General features: G+C 63.0%; 21 protein-coding genes, 1 tRNA gene and 1 pseudogene. 10 read left to right on the forward strand and 13 right to left on the reverse strand.

The window, feature by feature from the left end; translation table 11 throughout:
* The 4 genes from FN369_RS04885 to folE2 all read right to left on the reverse strand — a co-directional run.
* Positions 1 to 365 (reverse strand): biotin/lipoyl-containing protein (locus FN369_RS04885; RefSeq protein WP_342799710.1); only part of this gene is annotated, 365 nt, incomplete at its 3' end.
* Positions 366 to 390: 25 nt separating this feature from the next.
* Entirely contained in the window at positions 391 to 3156 is a 2766-nt protein-coding gene (locus FN369_RS04890; RefSeq protein WP_342799709.1) for a 2-oxoglutarate dehydrogenase E1 component, read from the reverse strand.
* Between the two features lie 138 nt (positions 3157 to 3294).
* Entirely contained in the window at positions 3295 to 5217 is a 1923-nt protein-coding gene (gene thiC, locus FN369_RS04895; protein WP_142525078.1) for a phosphomethylpyrimidine synthase ThiC, read from the reverse strand.
* 282 nt (positions 5218 to 5499) lie between these two features.
* Positions 5500 to 6315, reverse strand: a complete 816-nt coding sequence (gene folE2, locus FN369_RS04900; RefSeq protein WP_142525079.1) for a GTP cyclohydrolase FolE2 — start codon at positions 6313 to 6315, stop codon at positions 5500 to 5502.
* A gap of 126 nt (positions 6316 to 6441) precedes the next feature.
* Between folE2 and FN369_RS04905 the strand changes: the two genes are divergently transcribed.
* A tRNA-Lys gene (locus tag FN369_RS04905) sits at positions 6442 to 6513 on the forward strand.
* A 55-nt stretch (positions 6514 to 6568) separates the two neighbouring features.
* Here FN369_RS04905 and murD read toward each other — a convergent pair.
* From murD to FN369_RS04945, 8 genes are all read right to left on the reverse strand, one after another.
* Positions 6569 to 7903 (reverse strand): UDP-N-acetylmuramoyl-L-alanine--D-glutamate ligase, encoded by a 1335-nt coding sequence (gene murD / locus FN369_RS04910; RefSeq protein WP_178087682.1) that lies wholly within the window; start codon positions 7901 to 7903, stop codon positions 6569 to 6571.
* Positions 7900 to 9249 carry a MurL-like N-terminal domain-containing gene (locus FN369_RS11100; protein ID WP_178087683.1) on the reverse strand — a complete coding sequence of 450 codons (1350 nt, stop codon included), beginning with the start codon at positions 9247 to 9249 and terminating at the stop codon, positions 7900 to 7902. The genes murD and FN369_RS11100 overlap by 4 nt, the downstream gene beginning before the upstream one ends.
* Positions 9250 to 9256: 7 nt before the next feature.
* A complete protein-coding gene (locus FN369_RS04920) occupies positions 9257 to 10003 on the reverse strand; it encodes a nucleotidyltransferase family protein (protein WP_246189560.1) in 747 nt (248 codons plus the stop codon).
* A 12-nt stretch (positions 10004 to 10015) separates the two neighbouring features.
* Positions 10016 to 11770 carry a phosphoenolpyruvate--protein phosphotransferase gene (ptsP, locus tag FN369_RS04925; RefSeq protein ID WP_178087684.1) on the reverse strand — a complete coding sequence of 585 codons (1755 nt, stop codon included), beginning with the start codon at positions 11768 to 11770 and terminating at the stop codon, positions 10016 to 10018.
* Between the two features lie 113 nt (positions 11771 to 11883).
* Entirely contained in the window at positions 11884 to 12207 is a 324-nt protein-coding gene (locus FN369_RS04930) for an HPr family phosphocarrier protein (protein ID WP_246189561.1), read from the reverse strand.
* 8 nt (positions 12208 to 12215) lie between these two features.
* The gene (hprK, locus tag FN369_RS04935; protein ID WP_178087685.1) at positions 12216 to 13184 is read right to left on the reverse strand and encodes an HPr(Ser) kinase/phosphatase; all 969 of its coding nucleotides are present in this window, start codon (positions 13182 to 13184) and stop codon (positions 12216 to 12218) included.
* Between the two features lie 41 nt (positions 13185 to 13225).
* Positions 13226 to 14395 (reverse strand): anthranilate synthase component I family protein, encoded by a 1170-nt coding sequence (locus FN369_RS04940; RefSeq protein WP_142525083.1) that lies wholly within the window; start codon positions 14393 to 14395, stop codon positions 13226 to 13228.
* The gene (locus tag FN369_RS04945; RefSeq protein WP_178087686.1) at positions 14389 to 15033 is read right to left on the reverse strand and encodes a MarC family protein; all 645 of its coding nucleotides are present in this window, start codon (positions 15031 to 15033) and stop codon (positions 14389 to 14391) included. Before FN369_RS04945 ends, FN369_RS04940 begins: the two co-directional genes overlap by 7 nt.
* Before the next feature lie 106 nt (positions 15034 to 15139).
* On the opposite strand from FN369_RS04945, the gene FN369_RS04950 reads away from it, so the two are divergent.
* The 3 genes and pseudogenes from FN369_RS04950 to FN369_RS11550 all read left to right on the forward strand — a co-directional run.
* Positions 15140 to 15520: a RidA family protein gene (locus FN369_RS04950; protein WP_142525085.1), complete on the forward strand. Its 381-nt coding sequence runs from the start codon at positions 15140 to 15142 to the stop codon at positions 15518 to 15520.
* The gene (pyrE, locus tag FN369_RS04955; RefSeq protein WP_246189562.1) at positions 15517 to 16071 is read left to right on the forward strand and encodes an orotate phosphoribosyltransferase; all 555 of its coding nucleotides are present in this window, start codon (positions 15517 to 15519) and stop codon (positions 16069 to 16071) included. Before FN369_RS04950 ends, pyrE begins: the two co-directional genes overlap by 4 nt.
* A pseudogene (locus tag FN369_RS11550) lies at positions 16040 to 16297 on the forward strand (DMT family transporter); the annotation flags it as partial. The gene pyrE and the pseudogene FN369_RS11550, both read left to right, overlap by 32 nt.
* Before the next feature lie 67 nt (positions 16298 to 16364).
* Here the strand turns inward: FN369_RS11550 and FN369_RS04965 are convergent.
* Positions 16365 to 16742 (reverse strand): NADH-quinone oxidoreductase subunit A, encoded by a 378-nt coding sequence (locus FN369_RS04965; protein ID WP_142525086.1) that lies wholly within the window; start codon positions 16740 to 16742, stop codon positions 16365 to 16367.
* A 3-nt stretch (positions 16743 to 16745) separates the two neighbouring features.
* On the opposite strand from FN369_RS04965, the gene thpR reads away from it, so the two are divergent.
* From thpR to FN369_RS04995, 6 genes are all read left to right on the forward strand, one after another.
* Positions 16746 to 17471, forward strand: coding sequence for an RNA 2',3'-cyclic phosphodiesterase (gene thpR, locus FN369_RS04970; protein ID WP_142525087.1), 726 nt, complete (start codon positions 16746 to 16748; stop codon positions 17469 to 17471).
* A 2-nt stretch (positions 17472 to 17473) separates the two neighbouring features.
* Entirely contained in the window at positions 17474 to 18781 is a 1308-nt protein-coding gene (gene purB, locus FN369_RS04975; protein WP_142525088.1) for an adenylosuccinate lyase, read from the forward strand.
* A 12-nt stretch (positions 18782 to 18793) separates the two neighbouring features.
* The gene (gene purS / locus FN369_RS04980) at positions 18794 to 19048 is read left to right on the forward strand and encodes a phosphoribosylformylglycinamidine synthase subunit PurS (protein ID WP_142525089.1); all 255 of its coding nucleotides are present in this window, start codon (positions 18794 to 18796) and stop codon (positions 19046 to 19048) included.
* The gene (purQ, locus tag FN369_RS04985; RefSeq protein ID WP_142525090.1) at positions 19045 to 19776 is read left to right on the forward strand and encodes a phosphoribosylformylglycinamidine synthase subunit PurQ; all 732 of its coding nucleotides are present in this window, start codon (positions 19045 to 19047) and stop codon (positions 19774 to 19776) included. The genes purS and purQ overlap by 4 nt, the downstream gene beginning before the upstream one ends.
* Complete coding sequence (locus FN369_RS04990; protein WP_142525091.1) at positions 19754 to 20353, forward strand: class I SAM-dependent methyltransferase; 600 nt, start codon at positions 19754 to 19756, stop codon at positions 20351 to 20353. Before purQ ends, FN369_RS04990 begins: the two co-directional genes overlap by 23 nt.
* 100 nt (positions 20354 to 20453) lie before the next feature.
* The coding region (locus tag FN369_RS04995) for an ArnT family glycosyltransferase (RefSeq protein ID WP_142525092.1) at positions 20454 to 21452 on the forward strand (999 nt) is incomplete at its 3' end.

Consider the following 21452-nt stretch of genomic DNA (forward strand, 5'->3'; position numbering starts at 1 on the left):
GGGCCGGGGGATGCCGCCGCCTCTTCCTTCCCGTCCCCTTCCGCGGCCCGATCGTGCGCTTCCGCGGGGACCGGACCCGCCGCCGCGGAGGGCGATGGCCGCGTATCCCGAGCGGGAGCGGTCGAGCCTCCCTCCGTCCCGACGCCCGGGCGCTCCTCGATCCGAGCGATTACCTGTCCGACTTCGACCTGGGTCCCAGGTTCCACAAGGGGCGTAAAGGAACCGGGAACCTCCGCGTAAACCTCCGAAGTGATCTTTTCGGTTTCGATCTCTCCGAGGGCATCTCCCGGCTCGACGGGATCGCCCTCGGACTTGAGCCACCTCCCGAGGACCCCGCTCCGAATCGATTCGCCCAGAAAGGGCATTTTCACCTCGCTCGCCATTTCCTTCCTATCGATTTTCCAGCGCCTGCCGGCAGATCCACTCCTGCTCGAGACGGTGCACCCCCAGGCTGCCCGCCGCAGTGCTCGCCGAAGCTTCCCGTCCGACGTAGCGGATCTCCCGCCCGAGAAGCGCCCGCAGCCTTCTTTCCATGAAGTGCCAACCGCCCATGTTCTCCGGCTCCTCTTGACACCAGAGCACCTCTTCCGCCGGATGCGCAGAGAGCAGCCGAGAGAGCTTTTCCTCGTGCAGGGGATAAAACTGCTCCACCCGAAGGATGGCGGTCGTCTTCTCTCCGAGTTTCTCCCGATAGGCGGCGAGATCGTAATAGATCTTGCCGGAGCAGAGAAGAACGCGGCGCGCCCCTTCCGGGCGCAGCGGATCGGGAAGAATCTCCTCGAAGCCGCCCTCGGAGAAATCGGAAAGCGGGGAAGAACAACGCGGGTCGCGCAAAAGGCTCTTCGGGGTGAAGAGAACCAGCGGTTTCACGAAGCCGCGAAGGGCCTGCCGGCGCAGAATGTGAAAGTAGTTCGCCGGCGTCGAGCATTGCGCGACGACCATGTTGTCCTCGGCGCAGAGCTGGAGAAATCTTTCGATGCGCGCGGTGGAGTGCTCGGGGCCCTGGCCCTCGTATCCGTGGGGAAGCAGCATCACCAGATTGCAAACGGTCCCCCACTTCGATTCGGAGCTCGCAAGATAATGATCGATGATCGCTTGGGCGCCGTTGGCAAAATCGCCATACTGGGCCTCCCAAAGGATGAGCGCTTCGGGATAGTCGAGCGAGTAGCCGAAATCGAAACCGAGCACGGCGTTTTCGGACAGAGGGCTGTTGTAGATGCAGAAGAGCGCTTGCTCGGGGCTCACGTGAGCGAGCGGGACATAGCTCGCCCGCGAATGGACGTCGAAGAGAACCCCATGTCTCTGGCTGAAGGTGCCGCGGCGGCTATCCTGGCCGGAGAGGCGGACCGGGACCCCTTCCTTGAGAAGCGAGCCGAAGGCCAGCGCTTCCGCGAACGGCCAGAGAATGGGGCCCTTCTGCTCCAAGGCGGTCCGACGATCCTGGAGCATTCGCGCGATCTTGGGATTGAGCGAAATGCCCGCGGGCTCCTGGGTGATCGCCCGCCCCACGGCCAGAAGCTCGCCGGTTTCCACCGCAGTGCGGACCGGTTCGAGGAGCCGCGGACACGACAGCCGCTCGCGCAGCTTGGGCTTCGCCCGAGTCGCCCACTGCTTGGATTCCGCCATATCCGCCGCAAGCTGCTCCACGAATGCCTTCCGATAGGCCTGAGCCTCTTCCCGGCTCATTTCTCCGGAAGCGACGAGGCGATCGAGGAAGACTTCGCTGACTTTCGGGTGCGCTGCGATCGCCTGATAGAGTGTGGGCTGCGTAAAGCTCGGCTCGTCCCCTTCGTTATGCCCATGGCGCCGATAGCCGAAGAGATCGACGACCGTGTCCCGCTGAAAGAGTTGCCGGTATTCGAGAGCCAGCCGGATTGCGTAAACGGCCGCCAGCGGATCGTCGCCGTTGACGTGGAAAATCGGGATTCCCAACATCCGGGCGATTCCCGTGCAATGATGAGTCGATCGGGCGTCTTGGGGCAAGGTCGTAAAGCCGATCTGGTTGTTGATCACGATATGAACCGTGCCCCCCGTCCGATATCCCTGAAGCTGAGAAAGATTCAAGGTCTCCTGGACGATCCCCTGCCCCATGAAGGAGGCGTCCCCGTGAATCAAGAGCGGAAGAACCTTCCGGCGTTCCGCCGTGTCCCCCAGTCTCCGCTCCCATGCCCGCGCCTTTCCCTCCACCACGGGATCGACCAGTTCCAGATGGCTTGGATTGGGGGCGAGCCCGATGGTGACGACCGCACCCGAGGAGGTCTTGCGCACCGCTTCGAAACCCAGATGGTAGCGGACATCGCCGTCCCCCAGCACCCCTTCCGGAAAATAGTTTTCCGAAAACTCGTCGAAAATCGTCTTGAAATCCTGCTGGAGCACGTTGGCGAGGACGTTGAGCCTCCCGCGATGGGCCATCCCCATCACGATGCGGTCCACTCCATGCGCGGGGCAAGCCTCGACGAGCGCATCGAGCATCGGGATCAGCGTCTCGTTGCCTTCCAAGGAAAAGCGCTTTTGTCCCACGTACCGGGTGTGGAGAAAGGACTCGAACTCTTCGGCCCGGAGAATCGCCTGGAGGATTCTGCGCCTCTCTTCTCCCGAGAAGGTCTTGGGAATGGAGGTTCCCTCCAGCCGCTCAGCGATCCAACGCCTCTGGGCAAAGGCGTGCATGTGCATGAACTCGACGGCGAGAGTGCCGCAAAAGCTCTCGCGAAGGATTTCGAGGATCTTCCGGAGCGGCCGGGTTCCGCCGCCGGCGAGCGAGGCCGAATCGAACTCGCTTTCCAAGTCCTCTTCTCCGAGGCCGAACCGCTCGAGCTCCAGCTCGTCAAAGGTAAATCGATTGAAACCAAGCGGATCGAGATCGGCCACGAAGTGGCCGAGCGTCCGATAGGCATAGATCAACTCGTAGACCCCTCGCTGCTTGATCAAAAAACCGACTTCCGGCCGTTGGGGTGAAAAAACAGCACCTTCCCTGCGGCCAGGCTGCGGACCTCCGCTTCGAGTCCAGCTCTCGAAGAGAGCCGACCAGCTCGAATCGACCGAAGCGGGGTCTTGCACCCAGCGTGCGTAGTATTCCTCGAGGAGAGCGCCGCTGTAGGCCAGCGACGCTCCGTCCATCGCCAAAGTGCGATCGGTGCGTGCGGGCAGGGTTGTCATGGCGGCGAGGGCGGCGGACGCGGAGAGCTTCCGTCTCCACGCGCTTCCCTCCGATCTCGAATTTTCTGAAGGGAAGGTAGCGCCGGGCAGAGCCGCGTTCAATATCATTCCGCGCGCTCTCCGGGCCTCGAGGCACGCTCAAGGGTAGATGGCGGCCCCGCCCTTTCGAAACTCCTTCGCCTTCTGCTCCAGGCCTTGCGTCAACGCGTCTTCCGGAGAGATCTTCTGTTCCCGCGCAAAGTTGCGGACCTCCTCCGTGATCTTCATCGAGCAAAAGTGGGGTCCGCACATCGAGCAAAAGTGGGCGCTCTTCGCGGCTTCTTGCGGCAAGGCCTCGTCGTGAAGGGAGCGGGCCATGGTCGGGTCCAAGGAAAGGGCAAACTGATCGTTCCACCGGAATTCGAACCGCGCCTTGCTCAACGCGTTGTCCCACTCCTGAACCCCCGGAAACCCTTTGGCCAAATCGGCCGCGTGCGCAGCGATCTTGTAGGCCACGACTCCCGCTCGGACATCCTCGCGCGCCGGCAACCCCAAATGCTCCTTCGGCGTGACGTAGCAGAGCATCGCGCATCCCTGCCACCCGATCAGGGCCGCGCCGATCGCGCTCGTGATATGGTCGTAGCCGGGGGCGACGTCGGTAGTGAGCGGCCCGAGCGTATAAAACGGCGCTTCCCAGCAGTGGCGCAACTCCAGATCCATATTCTCCTGGATGAGCTGGAGGGGGATGTGGCCCGGCCCTTCGATCATTACCTGCACATCGTGCTTCCAGGCGATCTGGGTCAACTCTCCCAGGGTCCTGAGCTCGGCGAGCTGCGCCTCGTCGTTGGCATCGGCGATGGCTCCCGGCCGCAACCCGTCTCCGAGCGAGATGCTGACATCGTACGCCCGAAGAATGGAGCAGATCTCCTCGAAATGGGTGTAGAGAAAATTCTCCTCATGATGAGCCAAACACCATTTCGCCAAGATCGAGCCTCCCCTGCTGACGATGCCGCAGCGGCGGCGGGCGGTGAGCGGCACGTAGCGGAGAAGAACGCCCGCATGGATCGTGAAGTAGTCTACCCCCTGCTCCGCCTGTTCGATCAGCGTATCGCGATAGACCTCCCAAGAGAGCTCCTCGGGTCTCCCACCCACCTTTTCGAGGGCCTGGTAGATCGGCACCGTGCCGATGGGTACCGGACTCGAACGGAGAATCCACTCTCGAATCCGGTGGATGTCCTTTCCGGTCGAAAGGTCCATGACCGTATCCGCTCCCCACAGAATCGCCCAAACGAGCTTCTCGACCTCTTCCTCGACCGAGGAGCCGATCGCGGAATTGCCGATGTTCGCGTTGATCTTCACCCGAAAATTTCGGCCGAGGATCATGGGCTCGCTCTCGGGATGATTGATGTTGGCGGGCAGGATCGCCCGCCCGGCCGCGATCTCGTCCCGGACGAACTCGGGAGTGATCCGCTCCGGGATCCGCGCGCCCAGCGGGGCCCCGGGAAGTTGGAAGGAGAGCGCCTCCCGATCGCTCCGCTCGGGGACTCGGTCTTCCCGGCCAAGATTCTCTCGGATCGCGACGAACTCCATCTCGGGCGTCACGATCCCCCGCCGCGCATAGGCCAGTTGCGTGACGGCATCCCGCTTCGCTCGCCGAGGCTGCCGGGACAGGGGAAGGGAAAGCGCCCCGCCGGAGGCCCCGTTACGCTTCTCGGCCTTCTCCTTGTGATTCCACGAAAGGTAGCCGTCGTCGATCGGCTGCGCCGCGCGCCCGAAGTAGGGCTCGCTGTCGCCGCGAGCCTCGATCCACGGGAGGCGGATGGCGGGCAGCCCTTTCCCCGGCTCCAAGGGGACCGCCGGATCGGTGTAGGGCCCCGAGGTGTCGTAGAAACGGACGTTCGGATTGCTCTCCCGACCCCCGTCCGCCAGACGAGTCGCTTCCTGCCGTACTTCCCGGAACGGGACTCGCACCCCGGGGTTCGTTCCGCAGACGTAGACGCGCTGCGATTGCGGAAAATAAGAAAGGAGCGTTTCCCGATTGAGAAGAGGCGATCGTTCCGACCGCTGACGATTCGCTGCCATAGTATTTCTCCCCCGCGGGCCGCGAACCGAATCCTGCAGCGGCGGCTATAAAAGGCCGATCCCCTCCCTCCGCCGGCATTACCCGGATCAGGTTCTTCGGGTCGCGATTCCCTGAGCAGCTTCCGTAGCCGGGTTCTTCCCGGACGATGCCGATTCGAGAAATCGCCTCTCAGCCGTTTCCGGCTCCCCGCGCTTTCGAGGAGATCCTAACCGATCCGCGGCCATTTGCAACCGTCCGCCGAGTCGAGATCTCCAAAGACGAGGAGAAGGCTCTCCCGCTTCCTAGCTGCCGTTGGCCCCGGGATGCTTCTCGACAAGAGCATAGGCCGCATGATTGTGGATGCTCTCCATATTCTCGGCTTCGACCCGATACCAGAGTATCTCCGGCCGCTCGTTCAAGCGGACGGCGACATTGCGCACCAGGTCCTCCACGAAGACCGGATGATCGTAGGCATGTTCGGTGACGAACTTTTCGTCGGGGCGCTTGAGGAGCGAGTAGATGGGGCTGCTCGCCGAGCCCTCCACCACTTCGATCACCTCTTCGATCCAAACCGGCTCTCCTGAGCGGATCGCCGCAGTCACGTAGCCCCGCTGGTTGTGGGCCCCGCGATCGCTGATCGCCTTGGAGCAAGGGCAGAGGGTCGTCACGGGGACGACGACCGTCATCACGAAGTCGGTCTGCGCGCCACAAGCGGCGGCCTCGAACCGCACTTGGTAATCGACCAACCCCACGGCCCCGGTCGCGGGCGCCTCTTTTTCGAGAAAATAGGGGAATTCCATGACCAGGTGCGCCACCTCGGCATCGAGGCGCTTTTGGAGCGCGTGGACTATGGAGAAGAGGTTCTTGACGTGGATCAGCCGTCCGTGCGCGTTCAGCACCTCGACGAAGCGGCTCATATGCGTCCCCTTGAAATGGTGGGGCAAATCCACCAGCAGGCTCATCGTCGCGACCGTGGACTGTGTCGCAAAGCTCCGGTCCCGAACCTCGATCGGATGGCGAAGTCCCTTGACGCCGACCCGGTCGATCCGGATGCGGCGGTGATCCCGCTGGTTCTGACAATCGGCAAGCAGCGTTCCCTGAGTTTGTTGGTTGTTCATGGTGAGAAGGTTTCCTAGCCTACGCGCTTCCCGCTCTTGCGCAAAGCGACTTTCCCTCCTCGCGATCGAGGAAACCGGGCGCTCTTTTCACTTGGAGGGCTCTTTCGGCTTCGCTAGCTTACGCGTGGGCAGGTAGCTCAACGGCAGAGCAGGTGCCTTTTAAGCACTTGGTTCAGGGTTCGAATCCCTGCCTGCCCATCGTAGCGGCTCAGCGTCCGCTCCGCCTTTCCGCAGCCACCGCCTCACCGCTTTCTCACGGCTTTGCTTCGGCCCGACGAATCAGCTCCCGAAAATGGGTTCCGCGCTCTTCGAAGTTGCGAAAGGCGTTGTAGCTGGGCGCGGCCGGAGAAAAGAGGCAACAGCTTCCCTCCGGGGTTTCGGCGAGAGCCGCGCGAACCGCGGCTTCCAACGTCTCCACGAAAAGCAGAGTCCCTCCGAACGGCGGATCGGCCGACCGGAGAAGAGCGCCGAGGCGCACACCGGTCTCCGGAAGGAGGATGATCGTCCGCAACGAGGGGGAGCGTGCCAGGGAGCGGGCGAAGCCTTCGAGAGGCACTCCTCGGTCTTGTCCGCCCACGATCAGCGTCCGGGCGTCGGGAAGGGCCGAAAGGGCGACGAGAGCCGACTCGGGGACGGTCGAGATCGAATCGTTGTAAAACGAAATTCCGCGAACGACGCCCGCCGGCTCCAACCGGTGGGGAAGCGGAGAAAAGGTGTCGATCGCCTCCTGCATCGCCGAAAACGGGATCCCCAAGCCTTTCGCGGCCAGGAGCGCGGCCACCGCATTCTTCCGATTGTGCCAGCCCAGCGGCCGAAATCGGGAAAAGTCGATCGCCGGAAGATCCGCCGGCCCGTGATAGGGAATGCGCCTGCCCAATCCCCCGTCTTCCTCGAGAAGATCCGCAACGGCCCGATCGTCGCCGGAGAAGATCAGCAGATCCTCCGCCGACTGCCAGCGAGCTACCCCGCTCTTGGCGCGCGCGTAGGCGGCAAAGCTCCCATGGAAGTTGAGGTGCTCAGGGTAGAGATTGGTCCAGAGGGCGATGGGGGGGGAGCTGCGTGCGAATTCGAGTTGATAGGAGGAAAGCTCGCAAATCACCACCGATTCGGGCTCGAGATCGCCCAAAACGGAAAACGGCGGAATCCCGATGTTGCCGACGAGGAAGGTCTTCCGCCCCGCGCAGCGGCAGATGTGCGCCAAGAGGGATGCGGTCGTGCTCTTCCCCTTGGTCCCCGTTACGCCGACGACCGGACAGGGCGCAAAGCGGAGGAAGAGATCGGCTTGGCCGGTAATCTTGACCGCCTGGCCGTCAAGGGCTAGATGGCGCGTCGGGATGCCGGGAGCTTTGAGGACGAGGTCGAATTCCGGAAGCCGTCGCAGCGCCTCCTCCTCCGAGACCCGCTCTGCGGGGAGCGCGGCGAGATCGGCCGCCTCCAGCGCCGCCGGGCTCCGATCCGCAACTACCAACGGCTGCCCGGGCAGGAAACGGCGCAGGAGATCGAGGGTCGATCTTCCCTCCCGGCCCAGGCCCCAGACGAGGATCCGTTTGCCGGTGAGGAATGCAAAGAGATCTTGGCTGCGGCTCATGCGGAAAGGGCGATCGACCGGGGGGTGGCGAGCAGCGGCAGGAAATCGGGCGGGACGCCGTGCCCGGAATTCCAGGAGGTCAGCAGATCCTCGATCGAAGGGCCGGCGCTCCCGGGGAGGAGACCCCGCTCCCGCGCCAGGCGGACCAAGAGGGGAGGATTGGGCCGTCGCGCGAGGGCGGCAGCCGCCGCCCGAGACTCGGCGGTGGTTCCCACGCAAGCGAACGGCTTGGCCCTCTCTCCGCCCAAAAGCGAGAAGAAGAGGGGCGCAAGCGAGGAGTCCTCCAACAGATCCCGGCCGAAAAGCGCGTCGAGCCTCCGCTTCTCCACGAACGGCGAGAGGATCAAGGAGACAAAAAGACATTTCGCACAACGGCCGCACCAGCTTCTCCCGGGAGAGCTGCAGCTTCGGAACCGGTCGAGCGCGCCGGGGATACGGACGAACCTCTCGGCGATCTGCAGTTCGTTCCATGGACGCAGGAGGCTGAAGTAGCCCACGCTCGGAGTCAACCAGCGTGCCGCGTAGTCGGCGAAATCGCGCTCGAAAGCAAAGCTCTTCGAATATTGGTGATTGATCTGGCTCCCTAAAACGGTCGGCTCGTCGGCGCTCGCCTCGTTGGAGAGCACGATCCACCGTTTGCCGAGGGTCACGGCGGCCAGGAAAGCCGCGAAGGCCAAGAGGGCGGAAAATGGCGTATGCCCATTCCAATAGCCTCTCCGGTTGAGCTCGAGGAGCGACGGATCGATCGTTCGCCGCACCAGGGCCGTATTCGAAGCAGGGAAACCGAAGAGAGCCACGGTTTCCTTCTGCTCCCGGGACGAGTTGAGCAGAAAGGGCGTGACCCCTTCCCGGCCGCGCAGCAGCTCGAGCGTTACGAACGAATCCTTTCCGCCGCCCACCGGCACGAGAGCTCCGGTGGAGTCGCGCCCACGAAACGAGGGGAAGGGGCGACCCTCCGCAGCCCGCATCTCCACGAACTCCGCTTCATCGGCAGCAATCCCGTTGCGATAAAAGAACTCGCCCAGTCCCCGGAAATAGAGCCGCTTCCACCAGGCGATCTGCTCGGGTGCGAGGCTCCCCGCCTCGACGCGAATCCGCGGAGGGCAGGCCGCCTTCCAGTAGCTCACCAGCTCGATCAAGCCAAGGGAAAAGACCAGCAGATCCAATGCCTCCTTGGAAGGAAGAGGAGGCGCTACCGGAAAGGAGGCGCGGGGCCGGAAAGTCAAGGAATCATCGAGGCGAAAGGAAAACGCCACGGAGAGGCGTCTTTCGTGAATCTGGTAACGAAACCCTTCGTAGCAGAGCAGCGCAGCGCGTCGCCAGCCCTTTCCCGAATCCTCCGCCATTCGCCCCCTAACCCTTTGTAAAGGCACGATTTGCCGTCTCGAGCATCTGGAAGTCGCCGATGTCGAACCATTTCCCCGGCAGCCGCCACGTAAAGACCGGCTGGCGCCGGCAGAGCCATTCGATGAATCGGCCGGGTTGGTCCCGGCTCTCGCCTTCGGCCAAATATTGGCGGAGGCGGGCCAAAGCCTCGGCGGGGAAGTAGTAAAGGGCGATCGCCGTCAGGGTCCCCTCGGGCTTCTGCGGCTTTTCCTCGAAAAAGACGACCCGGCCCTCTCCATCGAGCCGGATGTTGTTGTATCGACGGATCGCCTCCAAATCGCCCACGTCGTAGATTCCGACGACGGTCTTGCCAAGCTTCCGCGCATAAGCGACGAAATCTCCGAGCGAGGCGTCGAAGAGGTTGTCTCCGGCGATCACGAGGAGCTCGTCGGAAATCCGCTCCCGTTCGACTACGAAAGCAAGATCGCCGATCGCGCCCAGGCGATCGGCTTCCGAAGTCGATCCATCGTCGAGGATCTTCAGATCGAGCTTCGGCCGGCTGTCGCGATAGCGCTTTTCCCAAGCGGCAAACTGTTCCGCAAATCGGTGGTTCGTGACGATGATGCATTCGATCGGCTCTTCCAAGGTGCAAACCCGGTCGAGGATCTGCTCGAGGATCGGCCGACCCCCGACGGAGAGCAGAGGCTTCGGTTGATGCAGAGTGAGCGGATACAGCCGGGTGGCATAGCCCGCCGCAAGAATCAATACGCGCATCGTCCTCCCCTTCTACTGCGAGAGCAGTTCGGGATAAAACCGCTCCGCCAGTCGGTTTAAGGCCTCCAGCACTTCGGGGACCTCCTTCCGGGAAAGGGCGGCTTCGACCCTCTCACGGGCTTCCGAGGCGCAGATGCGTCGGATGGCGGTCTTCACCCGAGGAATCAGAATGGAGCCCATACTTAGCTCTTCCACGCCGAGCGCAACAAAAAAAGGCAGCAGCGCCAAGTTGCTCGCCATTTCGCCGCAGACGCTCACAGATCTCCCCTGCTTCTTCGCATCCCGGACAACCCCTTGGATCAGCCGAAGAACCGCGGTGTGGGGAGCCGGATAGAGAGAGGAAACGCGGTCGTCGAGCCGATCGATGGCGAGCGTATATTGCACTAGATCGTTGGTGCCGATGCTGAAAAAGTCCGCCTCCCGGGCGAGCAGATCGGCCATGAGCGCCGCAGCCGGAGTTTCGATCATGACCCCGCAGGGAACCTCTTCAAGCCGATGCCCTTCCGCTTCGAGCTCCGCTCGAACCCGCCCGAGCAGCTCTCGCGCGCGACGAAATTCGCTCACGTCGGTCACCATCGGAAACATGACGGCCACGTTCCCCTGATCCGAAGCGCGGACGATCGCTCGGAGCTGTGTCCGGAAGATCCCCTCTCTTTCGAGCGAAAGGCGGATCCCCCGAAAACCCAGAAAAGGGTTTTTTTCCGCGGGCCTCATCGACAGCCACGGCAGGAGCTTATCCCCGCCCACGTCGAGCGTTCGAATCACGAGCCGATGGGGTTTCGCCCACTCCGCGGCCTCGCGGTAGACCGCCAGCTGCTCGTCTTCCGAAGGCCCGCTCTCGGAGCGGAGGAAGAGAAATTCGGTCCGATAGAGGCCGACCCCGTCGGCTCCGTTTTCCCGAATGAGGGGCAGATCCTCCGGAAGCTCCACATTGGCGGAGATCCGCATCTGCTGGCCGTCGGTCGTGACGGCGGGTCCCCGCTTTTCCCGGGCCTCCCGAATCTGGGCGATGTAGCGGACTCGATTGGCTTCCGCTTCGGCTTTTCGCTGCTCGGAGGGCCGGAGTATCACGACCCCGGAAAAACCGTCTACCAAGACTTCCGCCTCCTCCTCGATTCGATCCAGGACGCCGTGGACGCCGACCACCGCCGGGATGTTCAAGGATTGAGCCAGGATCGCCGCATGGCAGGTCGCACTCCCCTCCTCGGTCACCAGCCCCAAGAGGAGGTGACGATCCAGAGAGACCAGATCGGAGAGCAGAAGGACGTCCGCCACGATCACGCAGGGCTTGTCGAGGGCGTAGCCCACCTTCTCGCCCCCCCGCAAGTTCCGGAGTACCCGCTTCCCGACATCCCGTACGTCGAGCGCCCTTTCCCGGAGGTAGGTATCGTCGACCCGCTGCATCTGCTCGACGAAGGAGCGGATCACGTCCTGGTAGGCCGCATCCACGCAGATCCTTTCCGACTCGAGCCGTTTTTTCACCGCCTCGAGGATCGTAGGATCCTCGACGGCCAGCAGATGGGCATCAAACAGGGAATCACTCGCCTGGGACCAGGAACGGATGAGCTCGGCCTTGGCCTGCAAGAGCTCCTCCCGAGTCTTCAGCAAGGCCGCTTCGAGCCTCTCGAGTTCTTCCGGAATTTGGGAAAGATTGATGGGACGTCGTCGGACAAATTCGTGATCGCCGCGAACGATGAGGACGGGCCCGATCCCGATACCCGGTGCGGCGGCCGTGCCGGCAAAGCGCTCTTCCTCCTTCTCGCTCATAAAAAGCATCCCTCGAGGCCGGAAAGGATTACGCGGCCGCGGAGAGAAGCGCGTCGCCGCAACGCGCGCGACGAACTCCTCCGGCGGACGGAAGAGCGGATCGGGCGAAAAGACTAGCCCTCCTGGTCGAAATTTCTCTCGACGAGATCGCGCAACGCATCCACCGCCGCCGCCGCGTCCGGTCCTTTCGCGGAGACCTTCAAGCGGGATCCCTGGTTTGCGGCGAGGATCATGATCCCCATGATGCTCTTCCCGTTCACGACCTCCCCCTCTTTTTCGACCTGGATATTCGAGGAAAAGCGGTTGGCGACCTTGACGAACATGGCCGCCGGGCGCGCATGAAGACCAAGCTTGTTCCGAATCACGACCTCCGCCTCGGCTTCTCCAACGGCGGCTCCCTTCTCTTTTCCCCGATTCTCGCCGGATGGTTGTTCCATGGGACTCGCTATCGCTTCTTGGTGAGCTTGGTCAGCTTGTTGTTAAACTCCTGGGCGGCATTGTGTCCCATCGCCCGTAGCTTTTGATCCAAGGCCGCCACCTCGACGAGAGTGGCCAAATCTCTCCCGGGCCGAATGGGAATGATGACATGCGGAACGCGGATATTCAAGATCTCGCACTCTGCCTGATCGAGCCCGACCCGCTCGATTTCCTCGCCCGGAGCACACTCCCGCAAGGTGGCGACGAGATCGACTCGCTTTTCGAGACGAATCGCCCGCAAGCCGAAGAGGCTCGTCACGTCGATAATCCCGATGCCCCGGACCTCCATGTAAAAGCGGCTGATGTCGGGCGCTCGGGCCACCAGTTCCCGCCCTTCCAGACAAAAGATGGTCGTGATATCGTCGGCGACCAGCGAATAGCCGCGAGCGACAAGAGAGAGAACGCATTCGCTCTTGCCGACCCCGCTCGCCCCCTTGAGCAGCACGCCGATGCCCTGGATGTCGACCATGCTCCCCTGCTCATTCACTCGAGGGGCGAAATCCATCTCGAGGCAAATCGTAACCGTGTTGATCAGCCGCATCGTGTGCAGTTTGGAGCTGAAGAGCGGGGTGCCGGTCGCCTCCGCTTCCTCCACCAGAAAGTCGGGGGGCACGATCCCACGAGAGACGATCAGACAGGGGATGTTGCGCAGAAAGATCGCCCGCACCCTCCGTCGCGCCTCCTCGGGGGGCAGGCTATTCAAGTAGGAGGTTTCCCCGGCGCCGATGATCTGGACTCGTTGCCAAGCGAAGTTCTTCAAATAGCCCGAAAGCTGGAGTCCCGGCCGGTTGATCGACCCCTCCCGGATCGTTCGCCCGAGTCCCGCATGTCCGGCGACGAGCTTTCCCTGGAGCGCCGCTTCGTGCTGGGCGAAAAATTCTCCCGCGGTCACCGTCGGCACCGAACCCGCCGGACTCTTCTGTCTCGCTATCCCCATTTCCGCACTCCGGCGGCCGCCTCCCCGCGCTCCACCGCCCTCTAGCCCCCCGTATACGAGCGAAGCGCTTCTTCCCAAGCTTTCGCCTTCAGGCAAGTCTCCTCGTATTCCGCCTCGGGATTCGAATCAATGGTAATTCCGCTGCCGACGGAAAGCGAAACCGTTTCGGCAGCCATCTCCAGGGAACGGATCGTCATCGTGAAGGCGGCTTCCCCCGAAAAGGAGATGTAGCCGAACACCCCGGTATAGAGACCCCGAGGTTCGGGCTCCAGGAGCGAGAGGATCTCCGCGGCCCGCCGCTTGGGTGCTCCTGTAATCGATCCTCCGGGCAAGCAGGCGAAGAGGGCGGTGACGGGATCGATTTCCGGTCGGAGAATGCCTTTGACCGAAGAGAAGAGATGCCACAGATGGGCATGGCGCGTCGCCGCTGCGAAGCGGTCCACGCGAATCGTTCCGAACCGGCAAATCTGCCCAAGATCGTTCCTCTCGACATCGGTGACCATCAAGAGCTCCGCCCGCTCCTTCGGATTCGCCTGCAACCGGATCAGCGAATCGGCCTCTGCGCCTTCGGATCGAGGGATGGTCCCCTTGATCGGGCGCGTTTCGATCTGCTCCCCCGAGATCCGAAGGAAAAGCTCGGGCGAAGCGGAAAGGAGCCAGCCGCTCTCGGTCCGGAGAAACCCGCTTCCCGGCGGTCGATCCCGCCCGAGAAGACATTCCCAGAGCAGAAAGGGATCGGCGGAAAGCTGCCAGAGGAGCCGGCGGGCCAAGTTCACCACATAGATGTCTCCGGATCGGATGTACTCTTGCGCCTCCCGGACCATGGAGACGAACTCCTCCCGCCCGGTTCGAAAGGAAGCGGGCGGCAGATGCCTAGGCCGAGGCCGCGCCTCGGACCGCCTCTTTTGCCACGATTCTTCCCGCCAAGGAGCGACGCTTCCGTGCCATCGGCGGTAAATTCCGAAGCGAAACGCTCCTTCGAAGGAGACGGTGCCCATCAGCCCGCCCGGCGGAGGGGGCCCTCCGGGCCCCGCATTCTCGAGATACGCCGCCCGCAAGCGCCTCCATTCCGGCAGATCGCCGCGAATGATCTCCTCTGGCTCCTCTCCCACGAGATACCCGCCGTGCTCCCCCCAGAGCGGGACGAAGCCGTAGCCGTGGCTGGGATCCGAGTCCGAGGGCCGCCCTTCGCGGGAGGCGGAGCTTACCATTTCGGCAGGTGAATTTCCGTGGAGCCGTGGTTAATGGGCACCGAGACGAGGGAGCCGATTCCTTGCGCCACAATCTCCACGGAAAGAGCGGCGAGAATCAGGCCGGTGATTTGGACAAGAAGGGCGATCCCTCCCCCTCCCAGCAGCTGGGAGATACGGGGAGCCGCCAAGAAGACCAGGTAGGTGAGCAACAGGACGGCGAGCAAGAGGAGGGTATCGATCGCTTGGACCGAGATCGGATAGACGGCGTTGTCGGTAAGCAGAACGGCGGCCAGGATCGCTTCCGGGCTGGCGATCACCGGCATCGCCAAGGGGGAAATCGACGGATCCTGGCCCCGGGTCCCCTTCGGCTCCTCATGGTGCGCAAAGATCATCTTGAGGGCGAAGAGAAAAAGGACGATTCCTCCCGCCACCTGAAGCGAAGCCAAGCGCACATGCATGGCCTCCAACAGCAATTGGCCGAAGACGATCGATCCAACCAAGACGAGGGCGGCGTAAAAAACCGCCCGCCGGGCGACCAACGCCCTCTCCGGTTCGGAAAATCCGGAGGTGAAGTGGAGGTAAAATCCCAAGGCCGCCACGGGATTGATGGTCGAAAAGAAGATCAACGCATCCTGTCCAAGCTTTTGCGCAGTCATCCCCCCCATAGATCCCTCCCGCAAGCCGCAATCTGGCCGCAGGGAGACTTCCGGCGCAAGCATCAATTGCTTGTCAAAGGAAGGAGCGTGAGCGTCAATACTCCGAATGAGTTCCAAGAAAGCCCTCTTTCCCTCCGGATTTCCCGCTCCGATCGGCCCCTACTCTCCCGGAATCGCCGCAGGAGAACTCTGCTTCGTTTCCGGACAGCTCCCGCTCGGTCCGGACGGGGGATCGATTCCCCAAGGAATCGAGCAGCAGACCGAGCAAGCGATCCGGAACCTGGAATCCGTTCTCGCGGCCGAGGGGTTGACCTTGGCTCACGTCGTCAAGACATCCGTTTTCCTGGCCGATCTCGACGACTTTCCTGCGATGAACGGGGTCTACGCTCGCTTCTTTCCGGAGCCGAGGCCCGCGCGCTCCGTCGTCGAGGTTTCGCGGCTCCCCCGAGGAAGCCGGATCGAAATCGAGGCGATCGCTCGTCGGTGACGGCCGTGAATCTCCTAGAAGAACTGCGCGCCACGGGCGCGCTCCTGGAAGGACACTTCCTCCTCCGCTCCGGGCTGCACAGTCGCCAGTTTCTCCAGTGCGCCCTTCTCCTCCAGCATGCTCGACTCGCCTCGAGGGTCTGCGGAGCCCTTGCGGAACGGGTTCGGCCTCTCTCCTTCTCCACCGTCCTCTCCGCGGCCTTGGGAGGGATCCCGGTCGGTCAGGAGCTGGCTCGCCACCTCGACCGGAGGCACATCTATACCGAAAAGGAAGGCAGCCGGTTGTTTCTGGGAAGGTTCACGATCTCTCCGGACGAATCGCTGCTCGTGGCAGAAGACGTCGTGACGACCGGAGGAGCGGTCCGTGAGGTCATGGCAGCCGCTCGGCGTGCAGGGGGACGGATCGCCGGGATTGCCTGCCTGGTCGACCGCAGCCCGGAGCCGATCGATTTCGGAGTGCCCTTCTTTTCTCTTCTCCGGCTGCCCATCGAGGTATTCCCTCCGGATCGGCTGCCCGAGGATCTCCAGAAGATTCCCGCCGTCCGGCCGTAAAGAGAGCCTTTTCCTAGACCAATGCCCCGGTTGGCGGCTTCCGGCCGGCGCCATCCTCCGCGACGGGGCGGGCGCGAGCTGCTCGAAGCTCTCGCAGGGATTCGGCCGAGCCGTTCCCGCCCTCTTCGGGATTCCCTTCTCCGGCGGCGCTTGCGTCTGCCTCGCTCACGCGAGGAAGAGCCTCGAAATGGGGATCGCCTACGGGCTCCGGGCGGGAACCGGCAGCGCCCTTACCCTAGGAATCGCCCCCATCCAGGCAGGCCGAAGCGAAAGCGAAGGAGTCGTTGCGACCCTCATCCGTGCCGCGTCCAGTCGAGCGCCTTTTTGCGCAGCTCGTAAACGAGCCCGACGCCCAGGACGGCTAAGAAGAAGAGCATGGCAAAAAGGATTTGGGGCCCGTTCGCCAGCTCGTGACGGTAGACGACGGCCCAGGCGAAAAAGAAGACGGTTTCGATGTCGAAGAGGATGAAAAGCATCGCCACCATGTAGAACTTGACCGAAAAGCGGGGATTCGCCGGTCCGATCGGATCCTTGCCGCATTCGTAGGGGATATCCTTGGCGGGGGTCCGCCGTCCTCTCTGGCCGATCAGGATCGCCCCTCCGAGCATGGAAACGGCGACGACCACGGCGATCGCCAGTTGCATGAGGACTGGGAGGTATTCGAGGTTCATGCTATGCTCCGCTCCCTCACCCTACGAGGAAGAGGACTTTTGGGGAAGCTCGTTTTTTCTTTCTTCGTCGCGGAGCAAGGAGCGAGTCAGCCGGGAACCATCGAGAAGATGCAAGGAACGATGCGCCTCTTCTTTGCTCTCTGGCCTTCCCCGGAGGAGCAGATCCTCTTCCTGGAGGCCGCGCGGGATTTCCGCGAGATTCTTTCCGGCCGCTGGATCGCACGCGAAAGGATCCATCTCACCCTCCTCTTTCTTCCGTCGGTAGAAGAGGGGCAGCTCGGCCCACTCTTTTCTCTGGTGGAGCGCCCGCGGCTGCCCGGGGTCGTCCTCCGCCTCGACCGGCTGGTCTTCCAGCCCGCCGGGAAGGAGGGTCTCCTCTGGCTCGCCCCGGCTGCGGCCTCCCGATCCCTGGAAGATCTCGTCGAGGAGCTGCAAGCAGGCTTGATCGCCCTCGGGCTCTTCGCCGGGGAGCGGCGCCCCTTCTCCCCTCATATCACTCTGGCGCGGCGCGTACTCCTTCCGCGCCGATCCGGAGTCGGGCGCAGACGGCCGGTCGTGCTCCATCACTTGCCCCGACCGATCGACTGGCCGGTCCGGGAGATGGCGCTCGTCTGCTCGGAGAGCTCGCCCGAGGGGAGCCGCTACACCGCGCTGGCCTCCTGGGCATTGCCAGTCTCCGCTGAGACGAACTCCTCTTGTTTTTTCCCGGGGAAGTTCGTACGGGAGTAGGGATGCTGGCACGATATAGTCGGGAGCCCATGCGGGCCGTCTGGCGCGAGGAGCGCCGCCTGAAACTCTGGTTGGAAATCGAGCTTCTCGCCGTCGAAGCGATGGCCCGCCTCGGTCGCGTCCCGCCCGAAGAGGCGGTCCTGATCCGCGAGCGAGTGGGCTTTTCTGCGGCGGAGATCCACAAGAGGGAGGAGCGGACCCAACACGAGATCCTCGCCTTTCTCGAAGAGATCGCTTCCCATGCGGGAGAGGCAGGACGCTGGCTGCACCATGGTCTTACCTCCTCGGATGTCCTCGACACGGCACTCGCTCTCCAGCTTCGCGAGGCTTGCGATCTCCTGCATCAAGACCTGCTTTCCCTGCGGATCACCATCGGGGAGCAAGCCCGCCGCCATGCTTTCGTTCCGATGATCGGACGAACGCACGGCGTCCATGCGGAGCCGATCACCTATGGCCTCAAACTCGCCTTGATGTATGACGAATTCGGCCGCGCCATCGACCGACTTCTCGCCGCCCGGGAGCAGATTTCGGTCGGGAAGCTTTCCGGGGCCGTCGGCACCTATGCCCACCTCGACCCCGTGGTAGAAGAGGAAGTCTGCCAAAAGCTCGGGCTTACCCCCGCTCCCGCTTCCAACCAGATCATCCAGCGCGACCGGCATGCACATTTGACCACGACGCTCGCGCTGATCGGTTGCAGCATCGAACGATGGGCGGTCGAGTTTCGGCATCTGCAGAGGACCGAGGTTTTGGAGGTCGAGGAACCTTTCGCTCCGGGACAAAAAGGGAGCAGCGCGATGCCGCACAAGAGGAATCCGATCCTTTCGGAACGGCTTTGCGGTCTTGCCCGCCTCTTGCGTGGCTATTCGCTCGCCGCCATGGAGAATGTGCCTCTCTGGCATGAGCGCGACATCTCCCACTCGTCCGCTGAGCGGATGATCTTCCCCGACGCCACGACGCTCCTCGATTACATGTTGGTCCTGCTGGATCGTCTCGTCGCCGACCAATCGGTCTACCCCGATCGAATGGCGGCCAACCTGGCCCGCTCCAAGGGTCTCTATGCTTCCGAAGGCATTCTTCTCGCCCTGGTTCGCAAGGGCCTGGCGCGCAAGGAGGCTTATGAGCTGGTCCAGGAGGCCGCAATGAAATGCTGGCGGGGGACAGAGCCGTTTCCCACCTACCTTCGTCAGACGCCGCAGATCGCCCGTCTTCTCTCCCCCGAAGAAGTGGAGCGGGTATGCTCCTTGGAAAGCTACTGCCGCCATATCGGCGACACCTTCAAAAGAGTTGGCTTACAGCCACCGGAACCGTAGATTGCGGTGGCAATGATCCGTGCTCGCGTCTCGATTCTGCCGAAGCGGACCGTTTTCGATCCGCAAGGAGAGGCGGTGCGCCATGCGCTGGGGCACTTCGGCCTGAGCGGCGTGGAAAGAGTGCGCGTTGGCAAGGAGATCGAGCTCGAGATTCCCGGAGAGGGCGATCCCGCGGAGATCCGTTCCCGGTTGGAAACGATCGCTCGAGATTTTCTGGCAAACCCCGTCGTCGAGGAGTACGAGCTCCACATCGAGGGTCTCCCATGAGATGGGGCGTCGTCGTCTTCCCCGGATCGAATTGCGATCGGGACTGTCTCTTCGTCCTGCGAAGGGTGCTCGGCCACGAGGCCGTCGCGATTTGGCATGAGGAGCGGATTCTTCCGCCCGTCGACGCGGTGGTCCTTCCGGGAGGGTTTTCCTACGGTGACTATCTTCGTTCCGGAGCGATCGCCGCCTTGTCGCCGATCATGGCGGCGGTCGGGCGGGCGGCCCGCTCCGGCCTGCCTGTGCTTGGAATCTGCAACGGCTTCCAGATTCTCTGCGAGGCACGTCTGCTCCCGGGAGCTCTGCTCCCGAATGCGGATGGGCTCTTCCATTGCCAGCCGGCGACCTTGCGCGTCGAAAACAACCGCACCCTCTTCACCCGAGGCTTCTCGTTGGGAGAAGCGGTCCGGATGCCGATCGCTCACGGGCAAGGCTGTTATTACGCCGACCCGGCAACATTCGACCGGCTCGAGAGATCCGGTTTGATTCTCCTGCGTTACTGTAACGCCCGAGGCGAGGTCACGGGCGAGGCCAATCCCAACGGATCTTTGGGGAACGTCGCCGGTATTTCCAACGAGGAGGGGAATGTGATCGGCCTCATGCCGCATCCGGAGCGCGCTTGCGAGGCCCTGCTAGGCTCGACCGACGGGCTGAGGCTCTTCCTTTCCGCCGGCTCGAAGGAGCCCGTGGAGGAGTTCCGACCATCTTATGCCGGCAGCGCCCTTGGATAATCCCGATTACTGGGAGAGCCGATATCGGCGGGGCGACGCCCCTTGGAATCGAGGCATGCCCTCGCCCGCTCTCGAAGAGGCTCTCTGGCGGATTCCGAAGCGAGGCCGTGCCCTCGTCCCAGGCTGCGGATATGGTTATGATGCCCGTCTCCTCGCCGACCACGGCTGGGAGGTTGTGGGGATCGACTTCTCCCCGGCCGCCGTTGCCGAAGCGCAAAGCCGCAGCGGAGGCCCTCGGGTCGAATATGAAACAGTCGACTTCCTGGCGTTGCCGGAGAAGTTCACGGAAGCGTTCGATCTGATTTGGGAACACACCTGCTTCTGCGCAATCCCTCCGCAGAGGCGGCAAGATTACGTCCGCTCGGCTCGGCGTGCCTTGAAGGCCGGCGGGAAGTTTCTCGGCGTTTTCTTCCTCGAGACCGGCCCGTCCGATCCGCCTCCCTATTGCTTCGCGCCCCACGAGCTCGACTCTTTTTTCACTTCCGACTTCCTCCTCGAAGCCGAATGGTTGCCTTCCCGCTGTTATCCCGGGAGAGAAGGCGAGGAGATCGTTCGTCTCCTCATCCGGAACGATTGAGCCATCCCACCGGTCCAATCCCCATGTTCTTCCTCTCTTCCTCCTCGACGCTCGCGCGATCGGGCCCTCGAAGAGGGACGGAAGCCGAGTAGGAGCGAACGTGGGCCTCGATTCACGGGAGGCGCGAAGGATCTCCGCCCTCCCCCCTCTCCTCTTTCCCGGCAGCCGGCTGGATTGGGCAGTGGCCGCCGGTCTCCTGGCCGTAGCCTTTTTCCGTTTACGCTATGCGCTCACGCTCGATCTCCTCCCCGATGAGGCCCAATACTGGCTCTGGTCGAAACATCCAGCCCTCTTCTATGTCACCAAGGGGCCGGTCGTGGCCTGGCTGATCGGGCTAGGCAGCGCACTTTTCGGCGACTCCGTCTTGGCTGTCCGCTTTCCCAGCGTCGTTCTGTCGGTGGGAACCGGCTGGCTCTTTTATCGGCTCGGCCAGCGGCTCTTCGCTCCTTGGTGCGGGGTAGCGTCGGCCGCCGTCGCCGCGGCGATCCCCCTCTTCGCGGTGGGCTCGGTCCTGATGACCATCGACTCTCCGTCCGTCTTTTTTTGGCTCTTGGCGGCCGCATTTTTTTGGGACGGCCTCGAACATCCCGCCTTCTGGAGGTGGACCGCCGCCGGCCTTGCGGTGGCCGTCGGCTTCGCGGCGAAGTTCGTGAATGCGTTCGAGCTTCTCTCCTTCACGCTCTTTCTCTGGCACAAACGGGCGACCCGATCGCATCTCTTTTCGAGCCGCTTTCTCCTCCTCCTCGGCTGTGCCGCCCTGGGTTTCGTGCCCTTCTTGGCTTGGAATGCCGCTCACGGAGGGGTCACCGTCGCCCACCTCCTCCACCGAGGGGGGCTGCAGGAGCCCTTCACCATCGAACCGAATGAGATCGAAAAGTTTCTGACGGAGCAGGCGATCGCCTTCTCTCCGCTCGTCTTCCTCGGCTTGGTTTGGGCGGCGGGATGCGGATTCCGGGATCGCTCGCCGACCGCGCCCTCCCTCTTCCTCGCCTGGCTCTTTTTTCCCGTTTTTGCCTTCTACACGCTGCTCAGCCTACACCAAGCCGGAAAGGCGAACTGGACGGTGACCGGCTTTTCCGCCGCCCTGATCGCGGCGGTG

It is taken from the genome of Methylacidimicrobium cyclopophantes (genome assembly GCF_902143385.2).
GTDB classification, from domain to species: Bacteria; Verrucomicrobiota; Verrucomicrobiia; order Methylacidiphilales; family Methylacidiphilaceae; genus Methylacidimicrobium; species Methylacidimicrobium cyclopophantes.